General features: G+C 69.1%; 14 protein-coding genes. 3 read left to right on the top strand and 11 right to left on the bottom strand.

The genetic code is table 11. From position 1 onward, the window contains the following. Nucleotides 1-85: 85 nt before the first annotated feature. The 6 genes from ACJEIK_RS12515 to rimP all read right to left on the bottom strand — a co-directional run bounded on the left by ACJEIK_RS12515 (nucleotide 86) and on the right by rimP (nucleotide 6,478). Nucleotides 86-1,093: a bifunctional oligoribonuclease/PAP phosphatase NrnA gene (locus ACJEIK_RS12515; protein ID WP_324609683.1), complete on the bottom strand. Its 1,008-nt coding sequence runs from the start codon at nucleotides 1,091-1,093 to the stop codon at nucleotides 86-88. Continuing rightward, nucleotides 1,062-1,538, bottom strand: coding sequence for a 30S ribosome-binding factor RbfA (gene rbfA, locus ACJEIK_RS12510; protein WP_060999649.1), 477 nt, complete (start codon nucleotides 1,536-1,538; stop codon nucleotides 1,062-1,064). The genes ACJEIK_RS12515 and rbfA overlap by 32 nt, the downstream gene beginning before the upstream one ends. Beyond that, the gene (gene infB / locus ACJEIK_RS12505) at nucleotides 1,539-4,382 is read right to left on the bottom strand and encodes a translation initiation factor IF-2 (RefSeq protein ID WP_409431539.1); all 2,844 of its coding nucleotides are present in this window, start codon (nucleotides 4,380-4,382) and stop codon (nucleotides 1,539-1,541) included. Nucleotides 4,383-4,515: 133 nt separating this feature from the next. Then, nucleotides 4,516-4,722 carry a DUF448 domain-containing protein gene (locus ACJEIK_RS12500; protein WP_324612534.1) on the bottom strand — a complete coding sequence of 69 codons (207 nt, stop codon included), beginning with the start codon at nucleotides 4,720-4,722 and terminating at the stop codon, nucleotides 4,516-4,518. 167 nt (nucleotides 4,723-4,889) lie between these two features. Next, on the bottom strand, nucleotides 4,890-5,927 hold the full coding sequence (gene nusA, locus ACJEIK_RS12495) for a transcription termination factor NusA (RefSeq protein WP_061006984.1): 1,038 nt from the start codon (nucleotides 5,925-5,927) through the stop codon (nucleotides 4,890-4,892). Continuing rightward, nucleotides 5,924-6,478 carry a ribosome maturation factor RimP gene (gene rimP / locus ACJEIK_RS12490; protein WP_061006985.1) on the bottom strand — a complete coding sequence of 185 codons (555 nt, stop codon included), beginning with the start codon at nucleotides 6,476-6,478 and terminating at the stop codon, nucleotides 5,924-5,926. Before rimP ends, nusA begins: the two co-directional genes overlap by 4 nt. 168 nt (nucleotides 6,479-6,646) lie before the next feature. On the opposite strand from rimP, the gene ACJEIK_RS12485 reads away from it, so the two are divergent. From ACJEIK_RS12485 to ACJEIK_RS12475, 3 genes are all read left to right on the top strand, one after another. Continuing rightward, nucleotides 6,647-7,183, top strand: a complete 537-nt coding sequence (locus ACJEIK_RS12485) for a hypothetical protein (protein ID WP_061010305.1) — start codon at nucleotides 6,647-6,649, stop codon at nucleotides 7,181-7,183. Then, nucleotides 7,180-7,653, top strand: coding sequence for a ferritin-like domain-containing protein (locus ACJEIK_RS12480; RefSeq protein WP_060999798.1), 474 nt, complete (start codon nucleotides 7,180-7,182; stop codon nucleotides 7,651-7,653). The genes ACJEIK_RS12485 and ACJEIK_RS12480 overlap by 4 nt, the downstream gene beginning before the upstream one ends. Before the next feature lie 118 nt (nucleotides 7,654-7,771). Continuing rightward, nucleotides 7,772-8,704, top strand: coding sequence for a type IV toxin-antitoxin system AbiEi family antitoxin domain-containing protein (locus tag ACJEIK_RS12475; protein ID WP_409431538.1), 933 nt, complete (start codon nucleotides 7,772-7,774; stop codon nucleotides 8,702-8,704). A gap of 89 nt (nucleotides 8,705-8,793) precedes the next feature. Here the strand turns inward: ACJEIK_RS12475 and ACJEIK_RS12470 are convergent, their stop codons facing one another. The 5 genes from ACJEIK_RS12470 to ACJEIK_RS12450 form a co-directional block, all read right to left on the bottom strand. Beyond that, a complete protein-coding gene (locus ACJEIK_RS12470; RefSeq protein WP_409431537.1) occupies nucleotides 8,794-10,539 on the bottom strand; it encodes a proline--tRNA ligase in 1,746 nt (581 codons plus the stop codon). Between the two features lie 11 nt (nucleotides 10,540-10,550). After that, the gene (locus tag ACJEIK_RS12465) at nucleotides 10,551-11,207 is read right to left on the bottom strand and encodes a VOC family protein (RefSeq protein ID WP_409431690.1); all 657 of its coding nucleotides are present in this window, start codon (nucleotides 11,205-11,207) and stop codon (nucleotides 10,551-10,553) included. Nucleotides 11,208-11,285: 78 nt separating this feature from the next. Then, nucleotides 11,286-11,702 (bottom strand): hypothetical protein, encoded by a 417-nt coding sequence (locus ACJEIK_RS12460; RefSeq protein ID WP_060999793.1) that lies wholly within the window; start codon nucleotides 11,700-11,702, stop codon nucleotides 11,286-11,288. A gap of 58 nt (nucleotides 11,703-11,760) precedes the next feature. Further along, nucleotides 11,761-13,185, bottom strand: a complete 1,425-nt coding sequence (locus ACJEIK_RS12455; RefSeq protein ID WP_060999791.1) for an alpha/beta hydrolase — start codon at nucleotides 13,183-13,185, stop codon at nucleotides 11,761-11,763. A gap of 26 nt (nucleotides 13,186-13,211) precedes the next feature. After that, the gene (locus ACJEIK_RS12450; protein WP_234880622.1) at nucleotides 13,212-14,747 is read right to left on the bottom strand and encodes an MFS transporter; all 1,536 of its coding nucleotides are present in this window, start codon (nucleotides 14,745-14,747) and stop codon (nucleotides 13,212-13,214) included. Nucleotides 14,748-14,767 lie beyond the last annotated feature (20 nt).

Raw genomic sequence — 14,767 nt, 5'->3', positions numbered from 1 at the left:
CACGCTCGCCGGCCGCGAGCGGCCCCGAATTGCACGCCAAACACGGCGTGTCGGCGTACAAACACGCACGCTCGCGGGAAGGGGGTCAAGAGAGGGCGGCGACGAGGGCCGCGACGACGACTTCGGTGGTTCCGGTCGGTGAGTAGCCCGCCGCGAACCGGTGGCCGCCGCCGCCGAAGGAACTCGCCAGCACCGACACGTCGACCGCGGTCTTGGCCCGCAGGGATACCGACCACTGCCCCGGCTCGATCTCCTTGAGCACCGCGGCCACCTCGGCCTCGGACGTGGTCCGCACGATGTCCACGATGCTCTCGACCTCTTCCGATCGGGCAGCCGCGTATTCCTGGTGTGACACAACGGCATACACCAGGCCCTTGCCGCCGGCCGCCTCGGGCACCAGGCACGCCGTCGACAGCACCCGGGAGAGCATGGGCAGCCACGAGTACGGGTGGGTGTCGAGCAGCGCGCGGCTGACGGCGGCGTTGTCGACGCCGATGTCGAGCAGCCGCGCCGCGAGCCGGTAGGCCCGGGCGCTGGCCCACCGGAACGAGCCCGTGTCGGTGGTCAGCCCGGCGTACAGGCAGTGCGCCACCGGCAGCTCGATCGGCTTGCCCCAGGCGTCCAGCAGCTCGGCCACCAGCATGGTGGTCGAATCCGCCGACGGGTCAACGTAATTCGCGGTGCCGAACAACCGGTTCGAGGCGTGGTGATCGATCACCAGCACCTGCCGGCCGGGATCGGCCAGCTTGGCCAGGGAACCCAGTCGGTTGACGCTCGGGATGTCGACGGTGACCACCAGGTCGGCGTCGGGCCGCATCTGGTCCGGCGGCACCAGCAGGTGCCCGCCGGGCAGGGTCTGCAGCGAGTCCGGCACGGTCGCAGGAGCGGCAAAGCCGACCTGCACGTCCTTGCCGGCTTCGCTGAGCACCAATGCGAGCGCGAGGCCCGCCCCGATGGTGTCGGCGTCGGGGTAGACGTGGGCAACCACGCTGACGCTGTCGACCGCACCGAGTAAGTCGGCCGCACCGCGCGCGTCAACCCGCGCGCCCTGCGGCCGAATCTCAGTCGTCGGTTCGATCGCCGTCACCTGCATCCTCGGAATCGCTGTCCCCCACCACACGGTACGGATCGGCGTCACCGGCGTGCTTGGCACCCTCGCGGATGCGCGCCACGTCCTCGTCGGCGGCACGAGCCCGGGCCAGCAGCTCCTCCATCTTCAGAGCCGCATCGGGCACGGTGTCGCGCTCGAAAGTCAGCGTCGGGGTGAACCGAACTCCTGTTCCCGCACCGACTTTCGAGCGCAGCGCACCCTTGGCCTTCTCGAGGGCAGCCGCGACACCGGCGTAATCCGGCTCCTCGTCGAGGCTGGTCCCGATAACCGTGTAGTACAGCGTGGCGTCGTGCAGATCACCGGTCATCTTGGCATCGGTGATCGTCACGCCGTCGAGCCGCGGATCCTTGATCTCGTACTCGATCGCCGAAGCGACAATCGTCGAGATGCGCTTGGCCAATCGCTTGGCCCGTGCTGGATCTGCCACCTACGTCCGAGCCTTCTCGACGAGCTCGTACGTCTCGATGACGTCGCCTTCCTTGATGTCGTTGTAGGTCAGCGTCAGACCGCATTCGTAACCTTCGCGGACCTCGGTGGCGTCGTCCTTCTCACGCTTGAGCGAAGACACCGTGAGGTTCTCGGCGATGACGATGTTGTCGCGCAGCAGGCGGGCCTTGGCGTTACGCCGCATGATGCCCGACTGCACGAGGCAACCAGCGATGTTGCCGACCTTCGACGACCGGAAGATGGCGCGGATCTCGGCGCGGCCGAGCTCCTTCTCCTCGTAGACCGGCTTGAGCATGCCCTTGAGCGCGCTCTCGATCTCGTCGATGGCCTGGTAGATCACCGAGTAGTACCGGATCTCCACGCCTTCTCGGTTCGCCAGCTCCGTCGCCTTGCCCTCGGCACGCACGTTGAAGCCGATGATGATCGCATCCGACGCCGACGCCAGGTTGACGTTGGTCTCGGTGACGCCACCGACACCGCGGTCGATGACGCGCAGTTCCACCTCGTCGTCGATCTGGATGCCCATCAAGGCCTCCTCGAGCGCCTCGACGGTGCCCGAGTTGTCGCCCTTCAGGATCAGGTTCAGCTGGCTGGTTTCCTTCAGCGCCGAATCCAGGTCTTCCAGGCTGATGCGCTTGCGCGAACGTGCGGCCAGCGCGTTGCGCTTGCGCGCGCTGCGCCGGTCGGCGATCTGGCGGGCGATGCGGTCCTCGTCGACGACCAGGAAGTTGTCGCCGGCGCCGGGCACCGAGGTGAAACCGATGACCTGGACCGGACGCGACGGGAACGCCTCTTCGACGTCCTCGCCGTGCTCGTCGACCATGCGGCGGACGCGGCCGTAGGCGTCACCGGCGACCACCGAGTCACCGACGCGCAGCGTGCCGCGCTGCACCAGCACCGTGGCGACCGGGCCGCGACCGCGGTCCAGGTGCGCCTCGATGGCCACACCCTGGGCCTCCATGTCGGGGTTGGCCCGCAGGTCCAGCGAAGCGTCCGCGGTGAGCAGCACGGCTTCGAGCAGACCGTCGATGTTGGTGCCCTGCTTGGCCGAGATGTCCACGAACATGGTGTCGCCGCCGTAATCCTCGGCCACCAGGTTGTACTCGGTCAGCTGCGCCCGGATCTTCTGCGGATCCGCGCCTTCCTTGTCGATCTTGTTGACCGCCACCACGATCGGCACATCAGCGGCCTGCGCGTGGTTGATGGCCTCCACCGTCTGCGGCATGACGCCGTCGTCGGCGGCGACCACCAGGATCGCGATGTCGGTGGCCTTGGCACCACGGGCACGCATGGCGGTGAACGCCTCGTGACCCGGGGTGTCGATGAACGTCACCAGACGCTCGTTGCCGTCCAGCTCGGTCAGCACCTGGTAGGCGCCGATGTGCTGGGTGATGCCACCGGCCTCGCCCTCGCGGACGTTCGCCTTACGGATGGTGTCCAGCAGTCGCGTCTTACCGTGATCGACGTGGCCCATGACGGTGACCACCGGCGGCCGGCTGGCCAGGTCGTCCTCGTCGCCGGCGTCCTCGCCGTAGGTGAGGTCGAACGACTCGAGCAGCTCGCGGTCCTCGTCCTCCGGGGACACGACCTGCACGACGTAGTTCATCTCGCTGCCCAGCAGCTCGAGGGTGTCGTCACCCACCGACTGCGTGGCGGTCACCATCTCGCCCAGGTTGAACAGCGCCTGCACCAGCGAAGCCGGGTTGGCGTTGATCTTCTCGGCGAAGTCGCTCAGCGACGCACCGCGAGCGAGGCGGATGACCTCGCCGTTGCCGTGCGGCAACCGCACGCCACCGACGATCGGGGCCTGCATGTTCTCGTATTCGGCGCGTTTTGCGCGCTTCGACTTACGGCCACGACGGGGCGCGCCACCGGGACGCCCGAAGGCACCCGCGGCACCGCCGCGTTGACCGGGACGACCGCCGCCGCCACCGGGACCACCGCCACCGGGAGCGCCGCCGCCTCCGGGACGACCGCGGAAGCCACCACCGGCACCTGCACCTGCGCCGCCACCGGCGCCACCGCCGCGGTAGTTACCACCGCCACCGGCACCGCCGGGACGAGGGCCACCACCGGGACGCGGACCGCCACCGGGGCCGGGACGCGGACCACCCGGACGACCGACGGCACCCGGACGGGCACCCGGCGGACGCGGGGGCATGTTGCCCGGCGTGACACCCGGACGCGGGCCGCCGCCAGGACGGGGACCGCCGGCGCCGGGACCCGGACGCGGGCCACCGGGACCGGGAGCCGGACGCGGGGCCGGGCGCTCGACCGGCTGCTGCGAAGAGAAGGGGTTGTTGCCGACACGCGGAGCCCGCGGAGCCGGCTTGGGTGCGCCGGGACGCGGACCCGGGGTCGCGCCCGGGGTGGCCGGACGCGGCTGAGCCGGGGCGGCCGGGGCCGCGGACGCTGCCGGAGCGGCGGGCGCTGCGGGAGCCGGAGCCGGGGCCTGCGGAGCCGCGGGGCGGGGTGCGCCGGGCTTGGGGCCACCGGCGGCGGGAGCAGCCGGTGCTGCGGGTGCCGGAGCTGCTGCGGCCGGCGCTGCCGGTGCCGGTGCGGCGGGTGCCGCGGCGGGAGCCGGCTTGGGTGCGCCGGGCTTCGGGGCACCCGACGGCCTGGCCGCGGGGGCGGCCGGTGCCTCGGACTTGGCGGGCTTGCCGCCGCCGAATGCCTCGCGCAACCGGCGGGCCACAGGGGCCTCGACGGTCGACGATGCTGATTTGACGAATTCGCCCTGTTCGCTCAGTCGGGCGAGCACTTCCTTGCTGGTGACACCGAGTTCTTTGGCCAACTCGTGTACGCGTGCCTTACCTGCTGCCACTTCTCTCCTCGTCGTGAGGCGTCAGCGGTGGGTAGGCCGCGCCTCGGTTTAGCTATGACGCATGGTCATCGGGACTTCACGGTGTGCTCATGTTCTTCGCTACCTGTTCTGTTGCTGTGGCGTTCCGGGTCCGTCAGGCCGGTAAGGCACTGAAGAACTCTTCGACCGCAGAGGTGTCCGGCGAACCGGTGATGCGCAACGCTCGGGCGAATGCTCGCCGCCGAACTGCCGCGTTGAGGCACTGCTGAACCGGGTGCAACCACGCACCCCGACCCGGCAGGTTACCCGCTGCATCGACCGAGACGGCGCATTTACCGTTCCCGTCGCGTACAGCGGCCACTCGAAGCAAGTCGACGGCCAGCTCTCGTTTCCGGCAGCCGATGCAGGTACGCACCGGAGCTGTCGGAGTCTCGCGCTGGATCACAGTGCAGTCTACCGTCTCGGGGCCCTTGAACTTCAATCGCGGTCGCGGCCCCGACACGCCGCCGGTAACTGCGGGTTTTCGCCTCAGCGATCGTGGCCGCCGCTGCGGCCTCCCGGGGCCGCGGGCGCGCCCTGACCGTCGGCGTCGCTGCGGATGTCGATGCGCCAACCGGTGAGTCGCGCCGCCAGGCGGGCATTCTGGCCCTCCTTGCCGATCGCCAGCGACAACTGGAAGTCGGGCACCACGACGCGCGCCGCGCGCTGCGCCTCGTCGATCACCGTCACCGACACGACCTTGGCCGGCGACAGCGCGTTGGCGACGAACTTCGCCGGGTCCTCGTCGTAGTCGATGATGTCGATCTTCTCGCCCGAGAGCTCGCTCATCACGTTGCGCACGCGCTGACCCATCGGGCCGATGCACGCGCCCTTGGCGTTGAGCCCAGGCACCCGCGACGCGACGGCGATCTTGGACCGGTGCCCGGCCTCGCGGGCCACCGCGACGATCTCGACCGACTCGTCGGCGATCTCGGGGACCTCCAGCGAGAAGAGCTTGCGGACCAGGTTCGGGTGCGTACGCGACAGCGTGATGACGGGTTCGCGGGCGCCGCGGGTGACCCCGACGACGTAGCAGCGCACGCGGTCGCCGTGCACGTAGCTCTCCCCCGGCACCTGCTCGGCGGCCGGGATGACGCCCTCGGAACCCTTGGCCTCGGTACCGACCCGCACCACCACGAGGCCGCGGGCGTTGGCCCGGGCGTCGCGCTGGATCACGCCGGCGACGATGTCGCCCTCACGCGCCGAGAACTCGCCGTAGTTCTTCTCGTTCTCCGCGTCGCGCAACCGCTGCAGGATGACCTGACGCGCGGTGGTCGCCGCGATGCGGCCGAAGCCCTCGGGGGTGTCGTCCCACTCGTGGATGACGGTCCCGTCGGTGTCGGTCTGGCGGGCGATCACCCGCACGATGCCCGACTTGCGGTCGATGTCGATGTACGCGTCGGGCTCGTGCCCGTCGGTGTGGCGGTACGCGGTCAGCAGCGCCGTCTTGATGGTGTCGACGACGACGTCGACGCTGATTCCCTTGTCCGCCTCGATGGCATGTAGTGCCGCCATGTCGATGTTCATCCGTCGGCCCCCTCTCCGGTCATACCCGCCAGCTCCAGTTCCCGGCGATTGGGTGGTGAAAATTCAACCTGTACAACAGCTTTCGTAATGTCCGCGAGCGCGACGGTGGTCACCGACAGCACCCCGCGGTTGGCGACGACCAGTTGGATCGCGCTGCCGTCGTGCTCGCCCAGCCGGCCCGTCAGCGACGTGCCGTCGGCCAGGGTCAGCTCGACCTTGCGACCACGGGCGCGGCGGTAGTGCCGCTCCGCGGTCAATGGACGCTCCACGCCGGGCGAGGTGACCTCCAGCACATACGGCTCGGATTCCGCGGTCACCTGGTCCAGCAGTTCGGATGCGACGCGCGAGAGATCGGCGACCGCATCGAGGTCCAGACCCGAGTCACCGTCGGCCACCACGACGATGCGCGGCGGCCGTGCGGCAGCGTCCACCCGCACATCTTCGATGTCGTATCCGGCGTCCGCAAAAGCACTGCTGAGCAGCTCAAGCACCTGGCCTGTGGTCGGTAACCGACTGGGTTGCAGCGGTCGTTCCGGCGTGTCCCGGGCCACGGCGAGCTCCTCATCTTGAGTTGTGCGGACAGGGCCCCCAGAAGGGTGAACCCGGTACCAACGATACGCCAGCAGCGCATGGCCGAATGGCAATCGCGACCGCGGCACCGGAGAACATCCGGCGCCGCGGTGCCGGGAAGGCGCTGTCGGCAATGGCAGGATGTGGCTGTGCCGCACACCGAAACCACCGTCAGCCGACGGCGTGTCCTGCTTGGCACGGCGGCACTTGCACTGCTCGGCGCCGGGGCGTCGGCCTGCGGATCGGCACCGCAGCGCGACCCCGCCCTGGACATCCTGACCGCCGAACTCGACCGCGCCCGCCGCGACAGCCAACTGGCCACCTCCGCCGCCACCGGCGTGCCGCCGCAGTCGGCGCCGGCGCTCACGTCCGTCGCGGCGCTGCGGGAAGCTCATGCCCGCGCACTGTCCGACGAACTGACCCGGATGGGCAGCCCGCCGCCCGCCGCACCGTCGTCCAGCACCGAGACGTCGCCCGCCACGAGTGCGGCACCGACGCCTGGCGCCACCCCCGCACCCGCGCCCCCGACACCGCAGGAAGTCGTGGCGGCGCTGGAGCAGGCCGCCGACAGCGCGGGCCGCGCGGCGGCCGGCCAATCGGGTTACCGGGCCGGGCTGCTGGCCTCGATCGCCGCCGCGTGCACCGCGGCGCACACCGTCACCCTCGCCGGACAGGCCGCACCATGACCAGCCCGCAACCGACCCCGACCCGACCGGGCAGCGCCGCCGACGCAGCGCTGTACGACGCGATCGCCACCGAGCACGGCACCATCTACGGCTACGGCCTGGTGTCGGCGCACACCACGCCAGACGTCAACGATCTGGTGGCCGAGGCCATGGCCAAGCACCGGGCCAACCGCGAAGCCGGCATCACCGCGCTGGCCGGTCGATCGGTGCCGGCACCGCTGCCGGCCGCGGGCTATCAGCTGCCGGTCGACGCCAACAATCCCGCCGACGCGAGCAAGCTGGCGCTGCAGATGGAAGAGGAGACCGCCGTCGCCTGGCGCGCGGTGGCCGAGCAGGCCACCACCACCGAAGACCGGACCCTGGCCGTCAAGGCCCTCACCGATTGCGCGGTGCTGGCCGCCCGGTGGCGCGCGGCCCTCGGCGTGACGCCGGCCGTCGTGGCGTTCCCCGGCGGCGCCGAGCAGTCCTAGCCGTCAACGCCGCGGATTGCAGTCACCTGGTGACTGCAATCCGCGGCGTAAGTGGTTATCCACAGGCCGGCGACCAGGAGACTGGTCCGGACAGCGTCGATCGGCCAGCATCGATCGCGTGGACATCGATGAAGTGGTTCGCCAGCAGGCGGGCGTCATTTCGCGTCGCCAAGCCATCGATGCCGGGCTGCAGGACCACCACATCCGACGCCTGCTCAGGCGTAACGAATGGGCACGGGTCCACCCCGGCGTTTACATCGACCACACCGGACCTCTGACCTGGCTGCAACGTGCGTGGGCTGCGGTTCTTTACGCGGCGCCGGCCGCATTGTGTCTCGAGTCCGCCTTGACGATCGAAGGCCCGCTGATCCATGTCGCAGTCTCGCGCCATCGGGCCAAGCTGGTCGAACCGGAAGGAGTACGTATCCACCACATCGACCACCTGGACGGCCGGGTGCTGTGGAACGTGGGGCCGCCACGGTTGCGGTACGAGGAAGCCGCACTTGACGTTGCTTCCCGCGCAACGGGTTTGGATGCCGTCGCGGTGCTGGCCGATGCCTGCCAGTCGCGGCGCACCACGGCAGACCGTCTTTTGCGAGTCCTCGATGCCCGCCAACGCATACGCGGTCGGCGGTGGCTGCGCGCAGTTCTGGTCGATATTGCCGAAGGAACTTGCTCAGTTCTCGAATACGGATACCGCAATCGCATCGAGCGAGCGCATGGCCTGCCTCGGGCCAAGCGGCAGACCCGCTCCGTCTCCTCGGCCGGCGTGGTCTATCGCGACAGCGAATACGCGGAACGGCTCGTTGTCGAACTCGACGGCCGCCTGTTTCACGACTCGGCATGCGCACGGAACAAAGATTTCGAGCGCGACCTCGATGCCGCGGTCGATGGCCGGTCAACCGTCCGGCTCACCTATCAACAGGTGTTCGACCGATCGTGTCAGACTGCCGCCAAGATCGCTCAAGTGATGCGACAGCATGGGATCGGCGTCAGTGGCCATGCCTGCGGGCCGGGATGCGAATACACCCGCCTCTATCTGGCAGCCTGACCCCGTCATACGCCAACGCCGAGGATCGCTGCCACATAGTGACCGCAATCCTCGGCGTAGCGAATTGCCCGCGTGTCCGCGTCCGACGACTACCCCGCCAGCGCAGCCGTGACGGCGGTCGCGGCGCCGTCGACCGGCACCTCGGTCTTCTCGCCGGTGAACCGGTTGCGCAGCTCGACGGTGCCGTCGGCCCAGCCGCGGCCGACCACGACGATCCACGGCACGCCCAGCAGCTCGGCGTCCTTGAACTTCACGCCCGGCGAGGAGGTGCGATCGTCGAGCAGCACGTCGAGGCCGAGCCGGTCGAGTTCCCCGGCCAGCTCGGTCGCGCCGGTGCGCGCTTCGGCGTCCTTGTTGGCGATGACGAGGTGCACATCAAAGGGTGCGACGGCTTTCGGCCAGCGCAGGCCGAGCTCGTCGTGGTGCTGCTCGGCGATCACCGCAACCATGCGCGAGACGCCGATGCCGTAGGAGCCCATGGTCAGGCGGACGGGCTTGCCGTTCTCGCCGAGGACGTCGGCGCTGAAGGCGTCGGTGTACTTGCGGCCCAGCTGGAAGACGTGCCCGATCTCGATACCGCGCGCCGAGACCAGCGGGCCGGCGCCGTCGGGTGACATGTCGCCGTCACGGACGTCGGCGACGTCAATGGTCCCGTCGGCCACGAAGTCACGGCCGGCCACCATTCCGACGATGTGCTTGTTGGGCGCGTCGGCACCGGTGATCCAGGAGGTGCCGTCCACGATGCGCGGATCGACCAGGAAGCGAATGCCGTTCTCCAACAATGCTTTCGGGCCGACGTACCCCTTCACCAGGAACGGGTTGGCCGCGAAGTCGGCGTCATCGAGCAACGCATACTCCGCGGGTTCCAGTGCCGCGTCCAGCCGCTTCTCGTCGACCTCGCGGTCGCCGGGCACACCGATGCCCAGCAGTTCCCACTCGCCGCCGGGCCGGCGCACCTTGAGCAGCACGTTCTTCAACGTGTCGGCGGCCGTGATCTCGCGGCCCAGCCCGGCAGTGTTGGCCCAGTCCACCAGGGTGGCGATGGTCGGGGCGTCGGGCGTGTCGTAGACGACGGCCTCGGGCTGGCCCTCGATCGGCAGTGACTCGGGAACCGCGGTGATGACGGCCTCCACGTTGGCCGCGTAGCCCGACTGCAGGCAGCGCACGTAGGTGTCCTCACCGACTTCGCTCTCGGCCAGGAACTCCTCGGAAGCGCTGCCACCCATGGCGCCCGACGTCGCGGACACGATGACGTACTTGACCGCCAGCCGGTCGAAGATGCGCTGGTAGGCCTCGCGGTGGGCGTGGTAGGCGTCCTTGAGGCCGCTGTCATCGATGTCGAACGAGTACGAGTCCTTCATGATGAACTCGCGGCCACGCAGGATGCCGGCGCGGGGACGTGCCTCGTCGCGGTACTTGGTCTGGATTTGGTAGAGGCGCAGCGGGAAGTCCTTGTACGACGAGTACTCGCCCTTGACCGTCAGGGTGAAAAACTCTTCGTGGGTGGGCCCCAGCATGTAGTCGTTCTGCCGGCGGTCCTTGAGCCGGAACACGCCATCGCCGTATTCGGTCCAGCGGTTGGTGGTCTCGTACGGGGCACACGGCAGCAGCGCCGGGAACAGGATCTCCTGGGCGCCGATGGCGTTCATCTCACTGCGGACGACGTCCTCGATCTTGCGCAGCACCTTGAGGCCCAGCGGCAGCCAGCTGTACAGGCCGGGCGCGATCGGGCGGACGTAGCCGGCCCGGATCAGCAGCTTGTGGCTCGGCACTTCGGCGTCGGCGGGGTCGTCGCGCAGGGTGCGCAGGAACAGCTCGGACATGCGGGTGATCACGGGGGGCCAGCTTAATCGCGGCCCTGCCAGGTGCAGACACACACCTCGTTGCCCTCGGCGTCGGCGAGCACCCAGAACGCGGGCGCCGCCCGGTCACTGAGCAGCACGCCGCCCGCCGCGAGTGCCGCCTCGATACGGGCGGCCGCCTGGTCGTGCGGCACGTCGACGTCGAGGTGGATGCGGTTGCGTTGCGGCCGTGGCACATCCATCTGCTGGAACCACAGGGCCGGGCCGCGGCCGGCCGGGTCGACGAGTCCGCCGCTCAGATCCGACGAACCCGCTTCGTCGACGTAGCCGGTGACGGCCTTCCAGAACGGGCGCACCGCCGGGATGTCGATGGCGTCGATCGCGACCTCGATGGCCTGCACCGAGACATCACCCGGCGCGGTCGCCGCGCCGCGCTCGGCGAGCGCCGCAGAGATACGGCGTGCCAGCGCGATGTCGTGCGCGGTGACGCCATCGGCAGAGCGCAGCCGCATGACAACCCGGTCGGCGCGGACGTCGAGGTTCAGGTGGCCCTGCGCCTGCGGGCCGGCCACCTCGGCTACGACGGTGGCCACTGCCACCGCAGCCGCCAGATCGGGCGTCAGCACCTCCGTGTAGACCGCGCCGAGCACCAGGCGCCACCCCAGCGGACTCACCGCATCCGAAATCTCCTGGCGCCGCATCATGATTCGGTCCCCTCGACCACGTCACACCCCCGGACGATCATGCTTCCTGCATAGCACTGTGGCGCTGGGACGTCCTCAGAGCAGCGCTTTGTTGACCACCTGCTCGTAGGCGGTCTTGTCTGTCACGGTGACCGTCGGACCGAACTGCAGGACGATGTTCATCGCCTGGAACGTGCCCGGTGTCGCTCCCGCATAGCCTTCGGCAGCTCCGGTCGTCGAGAAGGTCAGCACCGTGACCGTGTCCGTCTCGATGGCCTCGATGCACTTGATGTCGGGGCATTTCTGCTTGGCCACATCCCGCGGGTTGGCCGCTGGCAGTCCTGCGGCGCCCATGTCCCGCACCACGGCCTGCGCGGTGACGGTGTTGAGGATCGGGGCGCCCGTCAGCGCACCGGCCTGTGGCCCGGGAGCCGGTGGGCGCTGGCAGCCTGTGATCGCCGTCGCGGCGAGCACAGCCGCCGCGATCACGGTCCGGGCACGGAGTGCAGTCATGCACCATGAATAGCAGCGAAACCTGGAGCACCGACCACCGGGCGAAGCCGACGACGAGCTAGAGCGTCGGGACGGTGTGCGGCCTTGCCGCCGCACTCCCCGCATCCGGGGTGGTGGACGTCGCCGGTGCGTCCGGATGACCTGCCGGATTCGCGACTCCCGGCGTGTGCAGCTTGCCGGCCACCCACCCCAGTGAATCCGCGAACGCCTCGTTGGCGAAGCCCCAGTCGTGGAGGCCGAGCAGCGCCCGAATCTCTGCGTTGATGCCGTGCTGCTGGGCGATTTCGCACAATGTCCCGGCCGCGATGTCCTGGCCCTCCGGATTCGCCCGCGCATCGCGCGGCACACCGGGGCCCGGCGCGTTGCAGGCCGCGACGGTGCCCGGGATTTCGAACAGCCCGGAAATTCCGTGGTACCGGCCGTACTGCCGCATCACGGTGCTCGGATCGAACTCGGCCCATTTGGCCGCGTCACCGCCGTACAGCTTGGCGATGGTCTGGTCCTTGCTGCCGATGTTCGGGCTCAGATCGCCGGCGATGTCGACGAATGTGCTGAACAGGTTGGGATGTCGTGTGGTCAACTGCACCGCGCAGGTGCCGCCCATGGACCAGCCGACAATGCCCCAGTTCTCGGGCTTCGGGCTGACACCGAAGTTCGAGATCAGGTACGGCACCACCTCTTTGGTCAGGTGGACCGACGAATTGCCGTGACTGCCGTTGACGCATTCGGTGTCGTTGTTGAACGAACCGGTGGCGTCCGCGAAGACGAACACCGGCGCCGTACCGCCATGGGCCGCCGCGTAGTTGTCGATCGTGGCCTTGGCGTTGCCGGCCCAGATCCAGTCCGCCGGGGTGTTCAGCTGCGAGCCGATCATCATGACCGTCGGCAGCTGCGGCGGCGGATTGCTGGCGAACCAGGCCGGCGGCAGGTAGACGAGTTCGGCGCGGTGCGCGAAGTTGGATTCCTGCGAGCTGGTCGAGATGGGTACCACAACACCGCGCGGCGGCCGGATGCCTTTGAGCTGCATGGCCGTCACCGTCCAGCGGTCCACCTCGTCGGGCACCTTGCCGACGGTGAACTTGTGCCACGCCACGTACGCGGTCGGGAAGTACCCGACCCACACATTCATCATCAGCAGTGCACAGAGCGCGCAGAGGGGCACGGCGAGCACGGCCATCCCGCGGCGCCGCCACTGGGATCCGCGCCAGCCGAGAATCAGGACCGAAACGGCGAACCCGCCGAGCGCCGTCCAGATCCACAGCCCTACCGGGGCCGGGTCGCCGGCGATGCCCAGCGAGGTGATGTACCAGTACAAACCGGCCGCGCACGCCACGCCGACCGCGAGTGCCCACGGCAGGCGGCTAACACTCCACTGCCGCGACCGTTGTCCGATCGCGCAGCACAGCGCCACGAAAGCCAGCAGCTGGATCAGAAACGGCAGCCACCCATGCGTCAGCGACGCATGGGTGACAAACGAGGGCACGCCGATCCTCCGGGAACTACGTCGAGCTAGAGCTCTCCGGCGTCGAGCGCTTCCTTGGTGTCCTGCGCCGCCGCAACTTCGTCCGCGCTGTAGGTGATGAACAGCGCCACCACACCGACGATCACCGCCACCGCGGCGACCCAGAGCAGGCCGTAGGTGTAACCGTGGTCGAGGGCCGTGTGCTGCGCGGCATTCATCTTCGCGACCGGACCGGTGGTCCCGCCGAGGTACAGCGTGCGCGAGGTGATGACGGCCTGGATGACGGCCAGCACGACCGGGCCACCGAGGTTCTGCAGCATCAGCGCGATGGCCGACAACGGGCCGATGTCGCTGAGCGCCACGCCGGCGATGGCCGAGACGGTGAGCGGCACCACGATCATGCCGATGCCGAAACCACCGACGGTGATCGGGATGACCAGGTTCGGGAAGTACGGGATACCGCCGTTGAGGGTAGAGCCGTAGATCATCGCGGCGAGCACCAGGACGCCACCGGCGATCACCAGCACGCGCGGCGAGAACATCGCCACCAGCTGCGACGACAGGCCCAGGCCGATGCCGAGCGCAATGACGAACGGGATGAAGCCGATGCCGGCCTTCAGCGCGCTGTAGCCCATGATGTCCTGCACGTACAGGCCGATCAGGACGGTCAGCGTGAACATCACACCGCCGGCCAGGAAGACCGCCGCGAAGGTGGCCACGCGGTTGCGGTCCCGGAACAGGCTGAACGGGACGACGGGGTGCTCGGCGCTGCGCTCGACGAAGAGGAACGCCAGGAACAGCACGGCCGCCGCGGCGCCGGAGCCCAGCGTCAGCGGGGACATCCAGCCCTTCTCCGGGCCCATCGAGAAGCCGAACACCGCCGCGGTGCAGGCCAGGGTCGCCAGGATGGCGCCGGCCGCGTCGAGCTTCATGCGCTCGCGGGACGTCTCGGTCAGGGTGGTGCGGGCCAGGTAGATCATGACGAGGCCGATCGGCACGTTCACGAGGAACGCGTAGCGCCACGAGAACACCGTCAGCGCGCCGCCGACGACGAGGCCCATCACCGAACCGACGCCCGTCATGGCCGCGAAGATCGCGGTGGCCGCGTTACGGGCCGGGCCCTTCGGGAAGGTGGTGGCGACGAGCGCCAGACCGGTCGGCGAGGCGATGGCCGAACCGACACCCTGCAGCAGCCGGGCGATGACCAGGGTGGTCTCGTCCCATGCGACGCCGCAGAGGATGGAAGCAATGGTGAAGAGCGCGACACCGACGATGAAGGTGCGCTTGCGGCCGATGGTGTCGCCGAGGCGGCCACCGAGCAGCATCAGACCACCGAAAGTCAGCACATAAGCAGTGATCACCCAGCTGCGACCGGCGTCGGAGAGACCGAGCTCGTCCTGAATCTTAGGAAGAGCAACGATCGCGACGGTGCTGTCCATCGTGGCCAGCAGCTGCATGCCACCGATGGCAATGACTGCGGACAGGAAGCGGGGGGACGGAAGCCAGGCTGGATACCAGCTCTTTCGCTCGTCCTCGGTTTGCCCCACGTGCATCGTGAGCGGTTCGCGGCGGCTGTGTGCCATGGCGGTGCGCTCAGCGTCGT

Source organism: Mycobacterium sp. SMC-16 (assembly GCF_046250085.1).
Lineage (GTDB): Bacteria > Actinomycetota > Actinomycetes > Mycobacteriales > Mycobacteriaceae > Mycobacterium > Mycobacterium phocaicum.
This window is presented reverse-complemented; position numbering and strand designations above follow the sequence as displayed.